We start from the raw sequence: 17682 nt of genomic DNA, 5'->3' as shown, positions 1-17682 counted from the left end.
TCGGCAGCCTCGTTATAGTTATTCAACTCTTAGAGCTAAAGTATGGACCACATAAGCCAGTTTCGTGGGTTATTACATATGTCCAGTTAAACTCTTTATCTACAACATATATATCTGCTTCATCCATGAGCTCATCAGCTGTTATCCTCGATAAATTTTCAACCATGTACGCCTCGTCTTTTTACTGCATTTGTTGTATCTTCACTTGTTTGTTGTTACATAAATCTACTATATTCATTGGGTCCCTCCATAAAGTACATCAACGGTATTTCTTCAAATCTCATTTCCGATTACATAAGAATTTAGTGCATTTACGATTTTATCTCTAGTTGCTCTTAAATGTTTGTCTGCAACATTAGGGGATAGCGGTTCGCTCCAGGTGAATCCGTCACCTTTGTATCTTGGAATAATGTGCATATGATAATGGGTTAAGTCGTTAAACACTCCGCCGTTCTGGCATATAGAAATGCCGTCTGGCTGAAATATTTGTTTTAATATCTTAGATAATTTCATTGATGTTTCCATTATGCAGTGCGCAGTGCCAGTATCCATATCTTCAACGTCCCAATAATGTTTTTTCGGGAGAATTAGCGTATGACCTTCGTTAAATGGAGCGATATCAAGAACGCAGGTTATCAACTCATTCTCGAAGACAATATTTACGTTTGGCTCCATCCCGTTAGAAATTCGACAACCAAGGCAATCCATTCCTATCACTCCATTTTTATCGAGTTCGAAACTACATATCATTTATATTAAAATTCTTTAGTCTCACCAGTTCTTTTCTTCCTCTGTTTCCTTTTGTTATTTTTATATTGCCTTGTTCATCCGTTCTTCTTGTCATGTATTCACCGGTTAATAAGTTATAATCGTCCTCATCTGCATTCTCTCTTGTTGTTGTCCCCGTAAAATAAGTTCCCATCGTCGCTCCAATTAAAAACTAATCATGATCTTGGTACCTAAATCTATATTTGTTGTACCATCTCCAGTTACTCCCTCCATAATCGTTAAGGACGACTGATCCTCTATCTATGATAAGGCTCTCGAAAGGGTCTCCCCAAACTCCACCAGAAAAAGCTCTTTTTCTGCTCTTTAAAACTACTTTGTCAGCAATGATAGAGATGGTATAAGTATGATCCTTATTACCGAATGCAACTAAAAGCGATCTAGGAGGTGCCTCTTTATCGTTCGTCGTCTTTTCAATAATAGCCGCGATATCTAAAATAAGATCATTGTTTAAATCCCCTTCAACTTTTATCGGCTCTCCTTTTACTTTCTCTAAAATATTTTAGCATCTAGCCCCAGGCCCTTCCTTTTTTTCTTAAAAAGAACAGATGTCCGACTTCAATAATACCACATTTTTCCAAGTTAATAAGCACATTGCTGACCTTTCACGAATCGAAGGGCTGCCGTGAAAATAGAATCTTGTCTGATAAATGACAGACTTGAGCCATTCATTTAGTTAATAATGACGCGGGTTAAACAAGGATAAACGACTCCATCGTCCTTAAGGGACGAGCGTGTTTGTCAAGGTAGATGCGAAGCAAAAGTATAAAACTTATACTTCCATATTTAATTAGAACAAACCTCAGGTTTTGCCTCAGGTCCTTGGTGTAAACCTATTTAGTGTCTAGGGAGGGATGTGGGTTCCAATCGCTTTAGAAGTAGATTATTTTAGTTTCCTTTGTGAGGGACTACTTGCTGTTGGCCGATGTACAAGGAGCTTTAACGTTCAGCAGTTGAATCCCCTTAAGGTTTCACCAACGCACGAGGAGAACTATTATTCAACGGCTCAAAATAACTGCGAAAGTGCAGATATTTTTGCTAAAATCGTTTGAAAAGAGGAAAAGCCTGCTATTATGCAGGAATTTTCAGCCTTTCCCTCCTGAAGTTAAAAAAGACCGCAAAAAGCCTGCAGGATTGCAGGCTTTTATGAATAGGAGCTATTCAAAGAAAAAAAGCATGTACAATTGCAGGCTTTCCACAACCAAAGTGACTCCTTCTTGTTGAAGCTGGCTCAAACCCAAAACATAAAATGTTAAGAAAAATGTCTTCATGTCAAAATATCCATATTTTCACTCGGATCAGCCAATTCTGTCGCTAACGATGCTAAAGAGGGGATAAGCTTCGCTTGCCCCAAACCAAAAAAACATATAAAGGCAGCCGTCTACCGGCTGCCTCAACTTACCCTTCCAACACATCCGCACCCAATTCGCCCGCAACCTCCATCATCTTGGGGATCACTGCTTCATTGGTACCGGATACATAAATATCTCCATGATAATGCCGGAATGGGATTTTGGTATCGCCATAGCTCCACATAAAGAAGTCCCCCTCAATAGACATGCTAGTGGAGCCTGTCACCGTAAACACGGAAGTATAGGAAAAATCAGTTTTGGACGTAAAATACTGTTTGCACTCTTCCAAAGATATTGTTTTCTCCGAATTGTCCTTTTCCTGCAATGCTCTAGTAATTCGATAGCGTTGACTCATTAAAATACCTCCAATATAAAAATAACCCATGTAATAGAAACATGGGGGTTCTCAACAATCTGAGATTTCACCAAAGCAAGCATGCACTTATTTTTCAAGAAATCCTGTTGAAGGGTTCGTTATGAAAAAACCTTCTTCAGGTACATGAAAATATTGAATCCAAACCCCATCTAAGAGGTCTTCTCGTTTATCTAGTAAAATTTTAATATCTTTGTCTGTCTCCACAATCTCATCGTGTTCAGTAGGTGTATCCAGCTTTACATCATAATGAGCATGTTCTCCATGATTCAGTGTAATATATACACGAATCATCTTCCCTTCTGCTTCTTCTGTACTTAACATATTTTTTAAGATCTTAGCTGCATTTCGATTGATTTTACATTTCATGATTGACGACCCCTATTCCTATTTTTATACTGTAATTTTATTGGTTACAGAAAGGTTTGTCAAGATATTCGAAATATAGCTTCCACTTACTTGTCCTCAAATAAGACTGCTTTTACTTAGATGAACCATGACACCGCACCGTTATTAATCTTATTTCCATGAGGTAGATCTGTTATTCTTCCAGTTATTTCTTCCGCGGAACGACAATCCGCTATTTTGGATTAACTGAACTAAAATTTCAATTTTGCGGAACGTGAGTGCTCTATTGTAAGAAGATTATGCTATCCGAAGCCAAAATCAACGAAATAGCGAATCGTCGTTCCTCTAAGTGGAGCCTCGCCTTTTGGAGAATGGCTGCCTTTCCATGAAGAGGCTGGCCCCACTAAAGTATTTATCTACTCTTAGGACAGCAGCCTCTTACCATGACTGATCAACAACCGTGGTTGCGCGACAGCTACTCTTCAGCAGCGTGAGCGAACTGCGTGCTGTACAGCCGCGCGTACAGCCCATCGAGCGCAAGCAGCTCGCTGTGCGTGCCCCGCTCCACGACGCTGCCCGCTTCGATCACCAGAATGTGATCGGCGGCCAGCACCGTGGAGAGCCGGTGCGCGATCACGAGCGTCGTGCGCCCTTGCATCAGCTCCTCGAGCGCCGCCTGCACATAGGACTCGGACTCCGAGTCCAAGTGCGACGTCGCCTCATCGAGGATGAGGATGCGCGGGCGCTTCAGGATCGCGCGGGCAATCGCGATCCGCTGGCGCTCGCCGCCGGAGAGCCGGTGACCGCGCTCTCCCACCATCGTGTCGTACCCTTCGGGAAGCGACACGATAAAGTCGTGGATGTAGGCCTGCCGACACGCGGCCTCCATCTCCTCACGCGTAGCGTCCTCCCGCGCGAAGCGCAGGTTGTCGCCAATCGTCGCGTGGAACAGAAATGACTCCTGCGTCACGTACGCGATCTGCGCGCGCAGCGAAGCGAGCCCCACGTCGCGGACGTTCACGCCATCGACCTCGACGACACCCGACGTCGAGTCGTACAGCCGCGCGATCATGCCGATCAGCGTCGATTTCCCCGCGCCGCTTGGCCCGACGAGCGCGACCATCTCACCCGGCTGCGCCTCGAACGTGACGTCACGCAGCGCGTACTGCCCTGGCTTATAAGCGAAGGAAACCTGCTTATAAGCCACACGCCCCTCGACCAGGCCAAGCGGCCGCGCCCCATCAGCATCCATGACATCGGGCACCATGTCCTGGTACTCGAAAATACGCTGGAATACGCCCAGCGCAGTGGCCACCTCAACATGTAGGTTCAGCAGCATACCTACAGGCATATACAAACGGCCCAGATACGCCGCGAAGGCGACGATCGAGCCCAGCGTCATGCTGCCGGAAATGACGGAGTAGCCCCCGTACATATAAATAATTGCTGTGCCTAACGGCCCTAGCGTGCTCGTCGCCATCCCGAACCAGCGGCCAACCAGATTGAGCCGCAGCTCCAAATCCATCACCTTCTGGTTCATCGCCGTAAACTCGATCTCCTGCTGCCGTTCTCTACCGAAGATACGCGTCAACAAGGCACCGGAGATTCCGAAGTTTTCACTGAGCTGTGAAGTAATATCGGAACGAACCTTTTGTGTTTCCGTACGCAGCTCCTTCCGAACCTTGGATACTTTTTTCACAGGTAACACAAATAACGGAAGAATTAGCACGGAGATAATGGCAAGCTTCCAATCAAGCGCAAACAAAATACCGATCGTCGAAACAACGATGACAATTTGAGTGATCGAGGATACAACTAGCGACGTCACGACACTCTGTACAGCCTGTACGTCCCCCGTAATCCGCTGAACAATTTCCCCCGACCGAGCATCCGTAAAGAAAGCCATCGATTGTCGCTGTAAATTATGAAACAAGGTTTGTCCCAAATCCCGAATAACCCCTTGGGTTACTTTGGTATTAAGATGATTTTGCCACACACCAAGCACACCGCTTACGACAGGCAGAAATATCATTAACAGCGCCATCCCTGCCAGAAGCTTCATATTCCCCTGCGGGATTGCTTTATCAATAATTTCTTTCATAACAAGAGGCGGGATTAAACCAATCAAAGCTGCAAACAGCGCCAATCCTATAATCGCCACTAATTGTCCCCAATACCCCTTGAACAACCGCAAAATCCTTTTTACCGAAACATCCTTTAACTTCGCTTTAGGCCGATTCCTATCGGAAAGCCGCCCCATACCACCTGGTCCCACGATTCATCTCCCCGTTCTGCCCTAAGCTGCTTTCTAAATGGGAAAAGCATGCTCGATTGCCTTTGTCACTTCATCTGCCATCTTCAACACCCTGTACAGCGATGTCGTTTGTAGAACACTGTACTGCCTAGGCCCGTCTGCATTGACGATAGCCGCGATCGTATAGTCCCCGACCCCAGGCAGCACCTTCCCTACTGACTTCCCCGGAGCCAAAGGCTGATTAGACACCTGATACATGCCTATAGACAGCTTTTGTCCCAAACAAGCATCAATCGCTATCACTACACAGCCATGTGGAATTTCCTGCAAACGCGCTGCTAAGTTACTAGCATCACAAGGCGCTTCCAGTGTTCCTATCACATGCGGATACCCCAGTTCCACAAGTCTGCTCCCTACAAGCGGGCCCAGTGCATCACCTGTAGATCGATCTGTTCCTATACATATAAAAGCCAACGAATCCGGCTTCATCACCGACTTTTTTCCAATCGCCTTGAGAAAGATGGCCAACTGTTCGCCATTCATCTTTTTCCAATACTGCTCCCGTGGTTTAGTCCCTTCTTCCCCCATTAGATCCTCCCTTCAGCACGCATCCAGCAAAATTTCCCCTCACTCCTGATGAATGATATAATGCGGTCAACTTCTATTCTTTCAAGATTATGCTTACGATGCAAGTTTTGCTTAAGTAAAACTTTAAGGAGGCACACCATGTCCACCCTAGGAATTATCGCGATCCTGACCCTCCTCTACTGGCTTTATATCACTTTTGATGTTCATAAAGGCATACATTTACTCTATACACTGCCCAAATCCACGAAGCTCCCGGACAAGCCTCCTCTTGTTTCGGTCATTATCGCCGCCAAAGAAGAGGAAAGTACCATCTTAGAAACCGTCCGACATCTTCTCTCACAAAATTATCCGCGCCTCGAGATCATCGCTGTCAATGACCGCTCTCAGGACGCTACCGGCGTCCGGCTTGAAGAGCTGCGGAAGTGGTCACAGAACAAAACAGATATTCACACACCGCTGCAAATCATTCACATCACCTCTCTGCCTGAAGGCTGGCTTGGCAAAAACCATGCCCTCTATCAAGGGTATCAGCAAGCCAGAGGCCAATATTTGCTTTTTACAGATGCCGATATCATTTTTGCACCAGGAACGATTTCTGATAGCGTTACTTATATGAAGGAACATGACGTTCAGCATCTCACGCTGACTCCTAATATGATTGCGCGGAGCACACTGCTTAGAGGATTCGTTCATTTCTTCCTCTTCTCATTTTCCCTATTCGTACGCCCATGGCGTGCCAACCTTGACAGCGCCCGTGAACCGGGTATCGGAATAGGTGCCTTTAACATGGTCAGCCGCAGCGCTTATGAAGCAATTGGAACGCACAGAGCGATTGCCCTAAGACCTGATGATGACCTTCAGTTAGGCATCTCCCTCAAACGAGCTGGATTTAGGCAGAAGGTTCTGTCCGGCAAACACATCCTTCAAGTCGAATGGTACCGCTCCCTCAAAGAAGCGATCATCGGTCTGGAGAAAAACCTTTTCTCCGGCTTTCGCTACAGCTACACCATTGCTTTACTTGCATGTCTGGGACAGCTTATCTTTTTTATATTCCCTTGGCTCGGCCTGATCTTCTTTTGGGACTGGAGAGGAGCGGCCTATGCTATCGCTGTTATTTTACAAATATGGCTATACCGCAAGCTAATGTTCCGCCTGATGAGCAAGCGCGGGGATGAAGCATTCCTGCTCCCTGTAAGCGCCTCCCTGCTCCTCTATACGATCGTTCGCTCCGTTTGGCTAACTTGGAAAAAAGGTGGCATCAATTGGAGAGGAACGTTCTACTCCTTGCGCGAATTAAAAAAGAAGTAAATTCCGAAAGGATGATAGCTGCCATGCCTCATGCGCGTTTCCGCACTCGTACTTATACCGCGATGCTCAGCTGTCTGCTCTCAGCAGCCGTTATCTTCCCAGCATCTACTTCAGCACAAGGCACTGTTCAAACACAAAGCCGAACGATTGCTCATAATGGCAAGTCATTTACTGTACAATGGGTCACAGTCGATCTAACCGATCCCTACTTGCGCATTAAGCCTGTAACGGCTGAAGACGGCATTGGTCATGATGAGCCCTTCTCCTCCATGTTAACGAGAAACCATGCGATTGCAGGGATCAATGGGACTTTTTTTGACGCCTATGAAAAAGATGATACCCAACGCTACCCCAATGGTTTACTCATCGGCTCCGGCGAAATCATACATTCAGGCATTAATCCTGCCTTTCTCGTTCATGCCGACAAAACCGCCAGCTTTGGGCGCATCCAAACGGAGCACCGAATAAGCGTTACTCATCAGAGCAAAGCCTACACATTCACAGCTTGGGGTGTGAACAAATATTACGGTGATTCCGTAAGTGATCAAGTCGTCTGGTACACCCGCGCTTTCGGGCCGACGATCGGCTTTCCTAACGCAACCAAAGTTGTCCTTCGTGAGGGCAAAGTTACAGCCGTTACTACGCAAAGTGTCGATATTCCAGAAGATGGACAGGTATTCCTGCTCGGAAATAGTGCCAACAATAAGACCTACGTGCTGCCTAATATCCATATGGGCGATTCGGTGAAGCTGACATCATCTCTCCATAATCAAGATACCGGAGAAAGCTCCATGCTTACAGCGGTTGATGCTGCTATTGGAGCCGGACCGCATCTGCTTACCAATGGCGCTGTTGATTTGGACTTCGAACGGGATGGCTTTACTGATCCCAAAATCACAACTAATGCGAACGTACGCAGCTTCATTGGGCTGGACGCTTCCCATCAGTTTGTCATGGGGACACTCTCCACAGCTACGATGGCGGATATGGCGCAAGTTCTTCTAAAGCTGGGCTTAACGGATGCGATGAATATGGATGGCGGTGCAAGTTCATCTCTGTATGCTAACGGCTCCATGCTGCGTAGTCCGGGTCGAGCGCTCAGCAATGCACTTGTCGTGGAACGTCTAGATCATCCACAAATCCAATTAGAGGTAAATGGACAATTCGTACATGAGTTCCGAGGTTATCTATTGCAAGAAACAAGTATGGTACCCTTTCGCGGCATTCTAGAAAGAGTCGGTGCCAAATTCGAATGGAACGGGACAACTCGTACATTAACCGTTCATCATGGTTCTACTAATCTTGAGCTTTGGCCAGATCATTCCGTAATGACTGTGAATGGGCAATCGGTCGTACTCCCTGAAGCTCCTACCATACTAGATGGTCATATTTATTTGCCCTTACGGGCCATTATTGAATCCTTAGGCGGACAGATCCAGTGGGATCCACAGCTTTACCGGGTTTCACTTCGTTTTTAGTGCACGCGATTCATACGTACAACTCGGTAATATAGTTGGCTGCTCACCTCTAGCTCCACTTCCAAATAACCTTCCACATGCACATAATCACCCAATATAAAGGTGGAGGCATCGGCAGACCCGGAGTGTGTCAGAAAGAGGAGAGCGGCTTTATCATTTCCAACCACGAACCCCGTTTGCTCATTCACTTGAAACTTATCTAGAACCTTTCCATGGTGAGACCTTGCGATATGATGAAAGCGCCAAGACTGATCCTCTTTTATTAGAAAATACAGTACACGATTTCTCTGATTATTACTGAATTCCCTCGTCACGCCAATCATGCAAACCTTCTCGCCTATGCTAAGATACTCATCGACAACGTAGGATTTCAATCGCAATCGTTGCACATTTTTCTGCTGAATATAGGCTTCCATCTCTTCAATCGACCTTTGATCCTTAGGATCCTGTTTCGTTGCGTAAAATACTTCCTTTATAAACGTATCTGTCTGTAGACTTCTTGCCCCTTTGAAATGATTATACGTTAGGAAAAATCGATCAATGACTCCCCGAATCTCCTCTGGTATGGCAGGACCTTGTTCCACGATATACATGCTATTTGCTTTATTTGAATGTCTTTTTTTATAAAGCCAACTTTTCCAGACACTTAATTGCATGCCGTTCGTGTCACCTGCTTTCTTCCAAACATTTCTTCATTATAGGCTAAAAACCATAAAATTTCGATAAAAATCGCAATATTTCGCGTAAAAAAAGAACATCTGCCTTCTATGCTTTCATTCGAAAGATTCATAGAACACAAATGCCCGATGTTTTTAATCCTTTTTCACTACATGGCTTACTTATATAACTCTTTTGGCTCCCACATATCTGGATCCCCAGTATGAACTGGCGAGACTATCTACCCTTACACCTCTAGACGTTGTCGCCGAAATAAATTGATCATTTCCCAGATAAATACCAACATGATTTACACTGCCTGCTGCAAAAAACACAAGATCTCCAGCCTTCAAATCCATAACCCTAGTTCCTGCTTCATCGTACATTTGGACCGCAGTTCTGGGTAGATCAATACCTTTAGCTTCGTACAAATAGCGTACAAATCCGGAACAATCAAACCCTCTGGGTGTTGTGCCTCCCCAAACATAGGGGGTCCCCATAAACGTGTTTGCTGTTTGCAGGATTTGATCAGACATGGATGGTATAACAGCCGCTGCTACCTTAGGAGCTGGTGCTGGAGGCGGTGCAATCCATGCTGGTTTGTGCGACTTGCCATCGACATTCACAATCGCGATACGATTCGCTTCATTCCACTCAATCGGAGAACCGAATGTTTCAGTGATGAAACGCAGGGGTACATATGTACTGCCTTGATAAAGCGTCGGACTGCTTTCCAGACTAATCTTCTTGCTGTTAACGATAGCTTGCTTCTCGTCAGTTGTCAGTTGAATCGTCTGCTGCTTATTCATCAACGTGACCACGATTTCGTTCTCTTGCTTCGCCCAGCCTACTTGATAACCCAATTTCTCAGATAGTACGCGCAGAGGAACTTGAAGCGTTCCTGCGTTGTCAATAAATGGCTGTACTTCTGGGAACTGAATCAACTCATCATTGACCTGGACTTTCACAGTGGATACAGATGATGCTGCTTGAACCGAGGGAGCGGACAACATGGATACTGCCGCGCAAACAAGTGCGCATGAACAAATAAAGCTTTTTGTGAAAAATTTCAAAAATTGTTCCTCCTTGAAGCCTCCGAGGTTAGTTGACGGGTTCGGGAAGAGGTTTCCCTAGCGCGCTCAGTTTATTAAAACAGCTGAGCATTCATTCACCCCAAGTAAAGAAGTCCCCCGTACCAGAGCTTTTGCTGCTCCAGGATTCGGCATTTTTTGTCTATGTTAGACTAGCATAGTTAGACAGTTAGTTTCAACTTTTGCATAGTGGTAATAGTTTCCATGGGTTATAAATGCAAGACAAAATCTACAATAAAAGAGGCAATCAATAGAACGGCCATGACTCCTCCCGCGAGACGTGTACGCCAAATTAAGTTACCGTCTATTGTTATATGCTTTGACAGTTTAGCGGTATTACGAAGTGTACGGAAGTAAAGAATAGACCCTGCAACCACGAGAATAATCTCAAGTACAGCACTTACCCACGGCCACTGCCACAGACTAAATCCTACTAATGGAAGACCTCCAGCATTCCCAGGCAAGAATGGCATATCTGCACGATGAACGAGAAGATCAAGTATCCAGTGACTGAAGGTAAGCCCCCCTATAGCTGCGCCTCCTCTTTTGCCCCATAACTTCCAAGCCAATAGTCCTGATAAGATAGCAATGAGCAAAGCCCCAACTAATGAGTGTGTATAGTCAGCGTGAATAATCCCTTCTCCATATCCCGTACCGATGCTTGTATCGATCGTTTCAACACCAGAAAGAAATAAAGGCACGAATACAACATCAAGCAGCTGAGTACTAAGCATGAGCGCCCAGATCGGCACCTCCGGTGTTCTTGCTTTCATTGCTGCAGCAAGCCCAAAATGTCCAGCAAACATTTACATTCCCTCCCTTTTCGAGCGATTGAGAACACGGCTTTCCAGCCATCCACATAACACTGTAAATAAGAGCATAAATACAATAAATGACATGTCGAGCACCATTCCTTTCCATATGCTAATTTAATTAGTATATTAACTAATATAATTAGTTTTGGCAAGTGTTTTTTCCAACACAAAGAAGAAGCCTGAACCAAGCTTCGATTTCATGCATATGCGAAAACTATTATGCTTATGATTTTGCTTGAAAGCATAGAAAGTGCGGTGCTCGGAAAATGAAAATAGCCGCTTATCCTTAACAAGCCCGACTAATCGAATGATTTCTTTTGGACGGGACGCACGTCCCATTCGGGTTTATTCTCTTCACGGACGGTCGAACCCTGCGGATTTTCATCCTTCCCGCACAAACAACTAAATCAAGCATTTTCTCTGCAGATGTTGCAAAAATGCAACAATTTAGACCCAAAGTGGCCTTTTAGTACGAATTAAGGCTAAATTGTTGTACAGCATACAACATCTCTAGCTAAAAGAGTAGAAATCCAAGGAAATTGTTGCACGAAGTACAACTTCCCCATATGTAAGCAAGAAAACCCCCTCATACAGGCATACTAAGCGGGCTGTCCCTTCACCATGAACCATAAAGCGAACCCAACCGCGTTAAATAGGGTGGAATCCCTTCGTTTTCCCCAAAAGAAAAAAGACCACTCGAAGGTGGTCTTAATCACTTGCTGTGAAGCGGGCGGCGGGAATCGAACCCGCGCGATCAGCTTGGAAGGCTGAAGTTCTACCATTAAACTACGCCCGCGTACTATAAAGGGATTGATGGTCGGGACGACACGATTTGAACATGCGACCCCCTGCTCCCAAAGCAGGTGCTCTACCAAGCTGAGCTACGTCCCGAAGTCGTTTTAAGAAAATGGCGCGCCCTGAGAGATTCGAACTCCCGACCTTTTGATTCGTAGTCAAATACTCTATCCAGCTGAGCTAAGGGCGCAAATATTGGAGCGGAAGACGGGGATCGAACCCGCGACCCTCGCCTTGGCAAGGCGATGCTCTACCGCTGAGCCACTTCCGCATCGTGTAATTGCCTGTCATTCTCGCTAACGTTTCTCGGAGGCGACAAGGAATAATATATCAGGAATTGAAGGCAAATGCAAATGTTTTTTCTTACCTTTTTTTATTTGATGAAAATACCGCCAAACGGCAGTACTTCTTTGGCAATGCGACGCAATAGACTGTCATTTTTCATATGCTCATCCAATTTGCGATCTGGCTTACAGGGCTGCATAAGAACATGGCCTTGTCCCGTCATTTCCCAATGATAATTCATATGCTGACTAGCCAGTGTATTGCCGTACACACACAGACGCAGCTTAGCGTTCCTCGGATAGGCAACAAGACAGCTTGTATCGACATATAAAGGCTGCTTAACATCCAATGCCATTTGATAAATGGGTCCTGCCGTCAGAAGACCTATTTTACCTGGACCTTTAAATTGCATTTTCACGAAATCCTGCGTAATCAATGTATTCTTAACATTTTGCAGATGAGAAGAGTAGCTGACTCCCTCTGTATAAAACAAAACATGTCGGAATTCATACAAAAGATCATCATCCGCTCCTATAGGTATAACAGCCATGCTATACCCTTCAGGCAGCCCTAGCATGACATTGGCAGGACCATGCAGCCTTGACTGGACAAAACGCTTCTTCCTATACATACTCGGCAGCTTCATGAAAGAATCTTCTCTCTGCTCAGACTTCCCTTGAAAAGCGACAATTTGGTTCGGATGCAGCACATGAACACTCTCGCCCTGTTCGATGCACAGCGTGGCTATCTTTGCATGAGAGCTGACTTCCTCGAAAGATACCTCCATACACGCCGACCTCCTCGTAGACTACATCTATCTCATTCCGCGCTTCTGCCTCCGCCAAACAATGAATCGAAACACACGGCCAAGCACAAAATAAAAAACAATCAGCAAAACAGCCGTCACAACCATATAAGTTAATTTCCGATTTCGCTTATCTTTATCTAAAGCGACTTGATCCATGGCCTTCAAGCGTTCTTGCAATTGTTCATTTTCCCTTTTAAGCGTTTCATTTTGCCCTAGAAGCCGTTCCTCAGTTTCTTGCGAATGCCGTATGGCTTCGGAAAGCTTGTCCTTCTGATCCTCTAATTGCTGCTTCGTAGTCTCATAGTCTTTCTGAATTTGCTGCACATTCTCTGGCAATTGATAGATGTCTTTCACCCGATCCAACCATGAGGCTTGAACTGCAGAAGCTGGATACATAAAGCCGAACAAGATGACAAGTATGCCAACGACTTTTGTAGCCCCCGCCAAACAACGTGTCTGCATCAGCCGTCCCTCCCCACGTTGATATCGACATATTCTTCCATTTTACAGCAAAAGTCACCCCTTCACCACTTCTGCAGCTGCTATGGGATACCGTAAGCTCGTCTTCATTTTTGAAGGCTCTACTTTTCTCGGGTCCAGGGCTTTTCTATTTCCATCCACCCACCATAAGCCTTCCAGCTTGGCCACAGCAAAGTATTTCTCCTCTTTCTTATAAATCCCCTTGATGCTGTAGGAAAGCGTGTAAGGCGCTTCAGTGGCATTTGAGAAGGCTATGCCGTATCGAATCGTGACATACCTAATAGGCTCAAATTCGAGCAATTGCGGTTTCGCGGGTACAGTGTAATAACTTATGTCAGCGGAAATAAAAAAACTTACCCTTCGCCAAATTTCGCGAACCAGGTAAGTCTCATGCTTATAAAAGTCGTATGTAATTATTCCGCTGCTGGTGGCGTGAACGAACGCTGAGCAAATTCAGCATCCAACATGTAAAAGGCGTTACTGTCTTTATCAATGCGTTTCAATTTATTAATAATACTGTCGAACATCGCTTCTTCCTCTACCTGCTCATCAATGAACCATTTTAAGAACTGCATAGTCGCATGTTCTCTATCGTTCAAAGCCAAATCTGATAGATGATAAATACGTCTTGTTACTTCTTGCTCATGTTGATAAGCATGTTCAAATGCATCTAAAATCGATTTGTACTCATTGACAGGTGTATCCATCCCGGCAAAGCTAACCTTTTTTCCGCGGTCATTTATAAATTTGAAAATTTTCATCGCATGGAACTTCTCTTCCTCAGCTTGTACAATAAAAAAGTTGGAAAAGCCGTCTAAGCTTTCCGCAGCACAATAACCAGCAATAGCCAAGTAGACGTGCGCGGAGTAAAACTCATAGTTCATCTGCTCATTGAGCGCTTCTGTAAGTGTATCATTTAACATAGTTGCACACACCTTTCTGTATGGTTATCTCTTGCGTATTCCCCATACATACAAGATTACCAGAACTCCGCATACAAATACAAACGGAAGTAACAATTTAAGAAGGGCTAAGTTCAAACCATCACGCTTTCTGCCTTAGAATCAGCAATAATTTGTTTGATTTGAGCATAAAGTAAGTCAGGCGAAGCCGCACACAATAGTTCCTTTTTACCGATCATGGCGATACATTCTTTCTTGCAATGCTTACAATTACCCAAGCAATCTTTCTTTTTTTGCTTCAGATCTGGATACTCATTTTTCAAGGACTTATATATTTGTTTGGATCCGAATTTTTCATTTCTACAGCAGTATTTAATCGTTTTCAATTCAATCTCTCCCCGCCATTGTATATTACCACTATCATTGATATTAGTGATAATAATAATCAATGTCAACTTAAAATTGGGTGAGTTTGTACAAAAAAAGAGTTTTCCTTAGTCCTCATAAAGGATTAAAGAAAACTCTTTGGGATGCGGTCAAGAGGACTCGAACCTCCACGGGGGGTTAGCCCACACGGACCTGAATTTGACGGGTTCTAGGAGGTGAAAGCTTTTTCCAAAAAAACTCGAAAAACCTTAATACATAGATAATACATAAGGATTTTTCGGTCAGAGAAATTTTTCGGACAAGCCGCTTTTCCCGAAAATTTGCAAGTGTTTAGCGTGAACATCAAACTAATTGTTTACCGCGCCAAATGGCTTTATTTCGCGCTAATCCTTTTCCGCACCAAACATCGTCTCGGAGCTAAAACTCATAACGCGCGTCAATCAAGCCATCTTTACTTTCACAGAAGATCAAGTGCAAGCCATGTTAGTTCCGCGTCGACAATCAGTTGTCCAAAGCTTAAAATGGCACATCCGCAATGTTAATGGTAATATTAGTTCATAAGCTCTTCATTGGGAGGTATGCACGATGAACTGGAATGAAGTCCGAAAACTATACCCTGACCGTTTCGTGAAACTCCATATCTTAAAATCCCACATTGAAAACCAGGTACGATATATTGACGATATGGCCGTGATCCAGGCTTTTGATGACGAGAAGGAAGCAACCAGAGAGTTGGTTCGCTCGAAGGATGACGTACTCGTATACCATACGGGAAAAGAGAAGATCGAAATTCAAATTAAACAATTATTCGGATTTAGGGGTCAATATGACAAAAATCGAGTATAGAGATGGGCTTTTGTTCACTTCAATAGAGATTTTCTTTCGAGGGAAATCAATTCAGATTGAAAATATTGTTGTTGATACAGGAGCCGCAGAAACGATCATTTCCACTGATATTGTTGAGGAGATTGGTATTTTTGCTGAGCTTGACGATTATGTACATTCCTTTTATGGCGTAGGCGGGAGCTTGCACAACTTTTTCTCCAAGCAGGTTGAAGGGATAAATCTTGGGTCAGTGAGCCTTAACAAAGTGAAGTTGGATTTTGGAGTTATCGATCCCCAAGGTTACATTAATGGCCTTTTAGGGCTTGATATTCTTATGAAGTTACATGCTATGATTGATTTAAAGAAACTGGCCTTAACATTAGAGAAATAAAGATGTCGAATAAAGCATCGACATAAACAATAAAAAAACAACACCTCGATGAGCCAAATTTGTCAATGCAATCGTGCTCTCGATTTCAATTTTATATCGGTTTCAGCGTTCTTCTCGCAATCTCTCCTCTTCTTCACGTTTACGACGTTCTTCTACTCGTGCTTCTCGCTCTTTTCGCACACAATCTCAGATGCTTCATACATCTCGATCAAAAGGTCTCCTAGTTGGTCTTCCACTTTGGAGGACTTCGTGTCACGCAATCTTTTATTTTGATTTATGCAAATTCATATACGCCCGTTAAAAATATAATCATACTTGCGAAAATTCGGTTTCGAGGCCCAAGAATACCGTTTCTTCTCTTCCTCATATTTACGAAGCTGATTTTCCTCTGACTTTGTCAAAATATGTTCGACTTTATCCTGCATTTCATAAATCTCAAGGGGTACATTTCGACTAAATGTTTGGATCTTCCTGTCGCATCATTCAAATTTAAACGCCTAAAAAAATAAAAAAACCTCCAGAGTTATCTGAAGGGCATCACTTTAGGTATATGATGCGGTCAAGAGGACTCGAACCTCCACGGGGGGTTAGCCCACACGGACCTGAACCGTGCGCGTCTGCCAATTCCGCCATGACCGCAAAATGAGAGATACTTTAGACATAAGTCTAAAGATCCCTTTACATACTGAGTCATGTAGGATTCGAACCTACGACACCCTGATTAAAAGTCAGGTGCTCTACCAACTGAGCTAATGACTCATGTTCCAGAAATAAAAAAATGGCGGAGCTGACGGGATTCGAACCCGCGGTCTCCTGCGTGACAGGCAGGCATGTTGGGCCACTACACCACAGCTCCACACTATGTAAAACAACTCTCTGAAAGAGTTTGGTTGCGGGGGCAGGATTTGAACCTGCGGCCTTCGGGTTATGAGCCCGACGAGCTACCGGGCTGCTCCACCCCGCGACATTAAAGTATACTTCTTTTATGGGCCCCGAAAAAGTATTCGGCGTTGCTGCAAAGCTTCACTTCACTTTTTTGGGTACTATGGTGGAGGCTGACGGGATCGAACCGCCGACCCTCTGCTTGTAAGGCAGATGCTCTCCCAGCTGAGCTAAGCCTCCATGGGATGATGAATTTTGGGCCCACGCAAAGTATTCGGATTAAGCTTCGTGGCTTTACGTCACTTTGTGGGGATTTTTGGTGACCCGTAGGGGACTCGAACCCCTGTTACCTCCGTGAAAGGGAGGTGTCTTAACCACTTGACCAACTCTCGCATCCATCCGCTCTGCAAAGCCTTGCTGACACGACATCCGCCCNCTTTTTTGGGTACTATGGTGGAGGCTGACGGGATCGAACCGCCGACCCTCTGCTTGTAAGGCAGATGCTCTCCCAGCTGAGCTAAGCCTCCATGGGATAGAATTAGAAAATTAATGGTGACCCGTAGGGGACTCGAACCCCTGTTACCTCCGTGAAAGGGAGGTGTCTTAACCACTTGACCAACGGGCCTCGTAAACAGGCTTTTCTTATGTATAAGTTTATAGGTGGCGGAGAGAGAGGGATTCGAACCCTCGAGACGCTTGTGACGCCTACACGATTTCCAATCGTGCTCCTTCGGCCAGCTCGGACACCTCTCCATGAAAAGCCTGGTATGTTATAAAAAAATGGCTCCCCGAACAGGACTCGAACCTGTGACAACTCGATTAACAGTCGAGTGCTCTACCAACTGAGCTATCAGGGAAAACTGCTTGGCAACGTTCT

Annotated in this window: 19 protein-coding genes, 13 tRNA genes and 1 riboswitch; of the genes, 4 read left to right on the top strand and 28 right to left on the bottom strand. The window is 44.8% G+C overall.

Features of this window, described 5'->3' with window-relative positions; genetic code table 11:
* Positions 1-22: 22 nt before the first annotated feature.
* From ASG93_RS34400 to yyaC, 7 genes are all read right to left on the bottom strand, one after another.
* A complete protein-coding gene (locus ASG93_RS34400) occupies positions 23-166 on the bottom strand; it encodes a DUF4275 family protein (RefSeq protein ID WP_082615037.1) in 144 nt (47 codons plus the stop codon).
* A gap of 107 nt (positions 167-273) precedes the next feature.
* Positions 274-708, bottom strand: coding sequence for an HIT family protein (locus ASG93_RS22825; protein ID WP_056835610.1), 435 nt, complete (start codon positions 706-708; stop codon positions 274-276).
* A 31-nt stretch (positions 709-739) separates the two neighbouring features.
* Positions 740-922, bottom strand: coding sequence for a hypothetical protein (locus tag ASG93_RS22820; protein WP_056835608.1), 183 nt, complete (start codon positions 920-922; stop codon positions 740-742).
* A 1262-nt stretch (positions 923-2184) separates the two neighbouring features.
* On the bottom strand, positions 2185-2493 hold the full coding sequence (locus ASG93_RS22810; RefSeq protein WP_056835604.1) for a hypothetical protein: 309 nt from the start codon (positions 2491-2493) through the stop codon (positions 2185-2187).
* Between the two features lie 87 nt (positions 2494-2580).
* A complete protein-coding gene (locus tag ASG93_RS22805) occupies positions 2581-2880 on the bottom strand; it encodes a hypothetical protein (RefSeq protein WP_056835602.1) in 300 nt (99 codons plus the stop codon).
* Positions 2881-3334: 454 nt separating this feature from the next.
* Positions 3335-5119 carry an ABC transporter ATP-binding protein gene (locus ASG93_RS22800; protein WP_056835672.1) on the bottom strand — a complete coding sequence of 595 codons (1785 nt, stop codon included), beginning with the start codon at positions 5117-5119 and terminating at the stop codon, positions 3335-3337.
* Between the two features lie 48 nt (positions 5120-5167).
* Positions 5168-5701 carry a spore protease YyaC gene (yyaC, locus tag ASG93_RS22795; RefSeq protein ID WP_056835600.1) on the bottom strand — a complete coding sequence of 178 codons (534 nt, stop codon included), beginning with the start codon at positions 5699-5701 and terminating at the stop codon, positions 5168-5170.
* Between the two features lie 138 nt (positions 5702-5839).
* On the opposite strand from yyaC, the gene ASG93_RS22790 reads away from it, so the two are divergent.
* Together ASG93_RS22790 and ASG93_RS22785 are read left to right on the top strand one after the other, a co-directional pair.
* Positions 5840-7009: a glycosyltransferase gene (locus ASG93_RS22790; protein WP_056835598.1), complete on the top strand. Its 1170-nt coding sequence runs from the start codon at positions 5840-5842 to the stop codon at positions 7007-7009.
* Positions 7010-7032: 23 nt separating this feature from the next.
* Positions 7033-8487 (top strand): stalk domain-containing protein, encoded by a 1455-nt coding sequence (locus tag ASG93_RS22785; RefSeq protein WP_056835596.1) that lies wholly within the window; start codon positions 7033-7035, stop codon positions 8485-8487.
* Here the strand turns inward: ASG93_RS22785 and ASG93_RS22780 are convergent.
* From ASG93_RS22780 to ASG93_RS22725, 12 genes are all read right to left on the bottom strand, one after another.
* Complete coding sequence (locus tag ASG93_RS22780) at positions 8484-9143, bottom strand: hypothetical protein (RefSeq protein WP_056835594.1); 660 nt, start codon at positions 9141-9143, stop codon at positions 8484-8486. The two genes, ASG93_RS22785 and ASG93_RS22780, sit on opposite strands and share 4 nt — an antisense overlap.
* A gap of 183 nt (positions 9144-9326) precedes the next feature.
* A complete protein-coding gene (locus ASG93_RS22775; protein ID WP_235550944.1) occupies positions 9327-10217 on the bottom strand; it encodes an NlpC/P60 family protein in 891 nt (296 codons plus the stop codon).
* A gap of 2 nt (positions 10218-10219) precedes the next feature.
* Positions 10220-10379, bottom strand: a riboswitch (cyclic di-AMP (ydaO/yuaA leader).
* A gap of 65 nt (positions 10380-10444) precedes the next feature.
* Complete coding sequence (locus tag ASG93_RS22770) at positions 10445-11041, bottom strand: hypothetical protein (protein WP_056835591.1); 597 nt, start codon at positions 11039-11041, stop codon at positions 10445-10447.
* Between the two features lie 734 nt (positions 11042-11775).
* Positions 11776-11846 (bottom strand) — tRNA-Gly (locus ASG93_RS22760).
* A gap of 18 nt (positions 11847-11864) precedes the next feature.
* Positions 11865-11941: transfer RNA gene (locus ASG93_RS22755), tRNA-Pro, on the bottom strand.
* Positions 11942-11958: 17 nt separating this feature from the next.
* Positions 11959-12035, bottom strand: a tRNA-Arg gene (locus tag ASG93_RS22750).
* Between the two features lie 6 nt (positions 12036-12041).
* A tRNA-Gly gene (locus ASG93_RS22745) sits at positions 12042-12116 on the bottom strand.
* A 102-nt stretch (positions 12117-12218) separates the two neighbouring features.
* Complete coding sequence (locus ASG93_RS22740; RefSeq protein ID WP_056835587.1) at positions 12219-12917, bottom strand: AIM24 family protein; 699 nt, start codon at positions 12915-12917, stop codon at positions 12219-12221.
* Positions 12918-12944: 27 nt separating this feature from the next.
* Positions 12945-13400, bottom strand: coding sequence for a hypothetical protein (locus tag ASG93_RS22735; RefSeq protein ID WP_056835585.1), 456 nt, complete (start codon positions 13398-13400; stop codon positions 12945-12947).
* 54 nt (positions 13401-13454) lie between these two features.
* On the bottom strand, positions 13455-13718 hold the full coding sequence (locus ASG93_RS35335) for a hypothetical protein (protein WP_156411009.1): 264 nt from the start codon (positions 13716-13718) through the stop codon (positions 13455-13457).
* 113 nt (positions 13719-13831) lie between these two features.
* Complete coding sequence (locus tag ASG93_RS22730; protein WP_056835583.1) at positions 13832-14341, bottom strand: ferritin; 510 nt, start codon at positions 14339-14341, stop codon at positions 13832-13834.
* Positions 14342-14454: 113 nt separating this feature from the next.
* Positions 14455-14706, bottom strand: coding sequence for a DUF1450 domain-containing protein (locus ASG93_RS22725; RefSeq protein ID WP_056835581.1), 252 nt, complete (start codon positions 14704-14706; stop codon positions 14455-14457).
* 586 nt (positions 14707-15292) lie between these two features.
* On the opposite strand from ASG93_RS22725, the gene ASG93_RS22720 reads away from it, so the two are divergent.
* Both ASG93_RS22720 and ASG93_RS22715 read left to right on the top strand, forming a co-directional pair.
* A complete protein-coding gene (locus tag ASG93_RS22720; RefSeq protein WP_056835579.1) occupies positions 15293-15553 on the top strand; it encodes a hypothetical protein in 261 nt (86 codons plus the stop codon).
* The gene (locus ASG93_RS22715; RefSeq protein WP_056835577.1) at positions 15534-15923 is read left to right on the top strand and encodes a retroviral-like aspartic protease family protein; all 390 of its coding nucleotides are present in this window, start codon (positions 15534-15536) and stop codon (positions 15921-15923) included. The genes ASG93_RS22720 and ASG93_RS22715 overlap by 20 nt, the downstream gene beginning before the upstream one ends.
* Positions 15924-16477: 554 nt before the next feature.
* Here the strand turns inward: ASG93_RS22715 and ASG93_RS22710 are convergent.
* From ASG93_RS22710 to ASG93_RS22665, 9 genes are all read right to left on the bottom strand, one after another.
* Positions 16478-16562: transfer RNA gene (locus tag ASG93_RS22710), tRNA-Leu, on the bottom strand.
* Between the two features lie 47 nt (positions 16563-16609).
* Positions 16610-16682: transfer RNA gene (locus ASG93_RS22705), tRNA-Lys, on the bottom strand.
* Positions 16683-16702: 20 nt separating this feature from the next.
* Positions 16703-16779 (bottom strand) — tRNA-Asp (locus tag ASG93_RS22700).
* A 31-nt stretch (positions 16780-16810) separates the two neighbouring features.
* A tRNA-Met gene (locus ASG93_RS22695) sits at positions 16811-16887 on the bottom strand.
* A gap of 82 nt (positions 16888-16969) precedes the next feature.
* Positions 16970-17045 (bottom strand) — tRNA-Val (locus ASG93_RS22690).
* Positions 17046-17256: 211 nt separating this feature from the next.
* A tRNA-Val gene (locus tag ASG93_RS22680) sits at positions 17257-17332 on the bottom strand.
* A gap of 23 nt (positions 17333-17355) precedes the next feature.
* Positions 17356-17430: transfer RNA gene (locus ASG93_RS22675), tRNA-Glu, on the bottom strand.
* Between the two features lie 36 nt (positions 17431-17466).
* Positions 17467-17558, bottom strand: a tRNA-Ser gene (locus ASG93_RS22670).
* Positions 17559-17586: 28 nt separating this feature from the next.
* Positions 17587-17662 (bottom strand) — tRNA-Asn (locus ASG93_RS22665).
* Positions 17663-17682: the final 20 nt, after the last annotated feature.

Origin of the sequence: Paenibacillus sp. Soil787 (genome assembly GCF_001429545.1) — a bacterium.
In the GTDB taxonomy this organism is placed as follows: domain Bacteria; phylum Bacillota; class Bacilli; order Paenibacillales; family NBRC-103111; genus Paenibacillus_E.
Note: the sequence above shows the minus strand (reverse complement) of the source record. Positions and strands in the feature narration are given on the sequence as shown.

Coding starts and splice junctions, on each gene's coding strand:
- yyaC (WP_056835600.1), bottom strand. CDS start 5,701: ATGGGGGAAGAAGGGACTAAACCACGGGAGCAGTATTGGAAAAAGATG.
- ASG93_RS22770 (WP_056835591.1), bottom strand. CDS start 11,041: ATGTTTGCTGGACATTTTGGGCTTGCTGCAGCAATGAAAGCAAGAACA.
- ASG93_RS22790 (WP_056835598.1), top strand. CDS start 5,840: ATGTCCACCCTAGGAATTATCGCGATCCTGACCCTCCTCTACTGGCTT.
- ASG93_RS22720 (WP_056835579.1), top strand. CDS start 15,293: ATGAACTGGAATGAAGTCCGAAAACTATACCCTGACCGTTTCGTGAAA.
- ASG93_RS22740 (WP_056835587.1), bottom strand. CDS start 12,917: ATGGAGGTATCTTTCGAGGAAGTCAGCTCTCATGCAAAGATAGCCACG.
- ASG93_RS22715 (WP_056835577.1), top strand. CDS start 15,534: ATGACAAAAATCGAGTATAGAGATGGGCTTTTGTTCACTTCAATAGAG.
- ASG93_RS22780 (WP_056835594.1), bottom strand. CDS start 9,143: ATGCAATTAAGTGTCTGGAAAAGTTGGCTTTATAAAAAAAGACATTCA.
- ASG93_RS22825 (WP_056835610.1), bottom strand. CDS start 708: ATGGATTGCCTTGGTTGTCGAATTTCTAACGGGATGGAGCCAAACGTA.
- ASG93_RS22805 (WP_056835602.1), bottom strand. CDS start 2,880: ATGAAATGTAAAATCAATCGAAATGCAGCTAAGATCTTAAAAAATATG.
- ASG93_RS34400 (WP_082615037.1), bottom strand. CDS start 166: ATGGTTGAAAATTTATCGAGGATAACAGCTGATGAGCTCATGGATGAA.
- ASG93_RS22810 (WP_056835604.1), bottom strand. CDS start 2,493: ATGAGTCAACGCTATCGAATTACTAGAGCATTGCAGGAAAAGGACAAT.
- ASG93_RS22820 (WP_056835608.1), bottom strand. CDS start 922: ATGGGAACTTATTTTACGGGGACAACAACAAGAGAGAATGCAGATGAG.
- ASG93_RS22785 (WP_056835596.1), top strand. CDS start 7,033: ATGCCTCATGCGCGTTTCCGCACTCGTACTTATACCGCGATGCTCAGC.
- ASG93_RS22735 (WP_056835585.1), bottom strand. CDS start 13,400: ATGCAGACACGTTGTTTGGCGGGGGCTACAAAAGTCGTTGGCATACTT.
- ASG93_RS22800 (WP_056835672.1), bottom strand. CDS start 5,119: ATGGGGCGGCTTTCCGATAGGAATCGGCCTAAAGCGAAGTTAAAGGAT.
- ASG93_RS22730 (WP_056835583.1), bottom strand. CDS start 14,341: ATGTTAAATGATACACTTACAGAAGCGCTCAATGAGCAGATGAACTAT.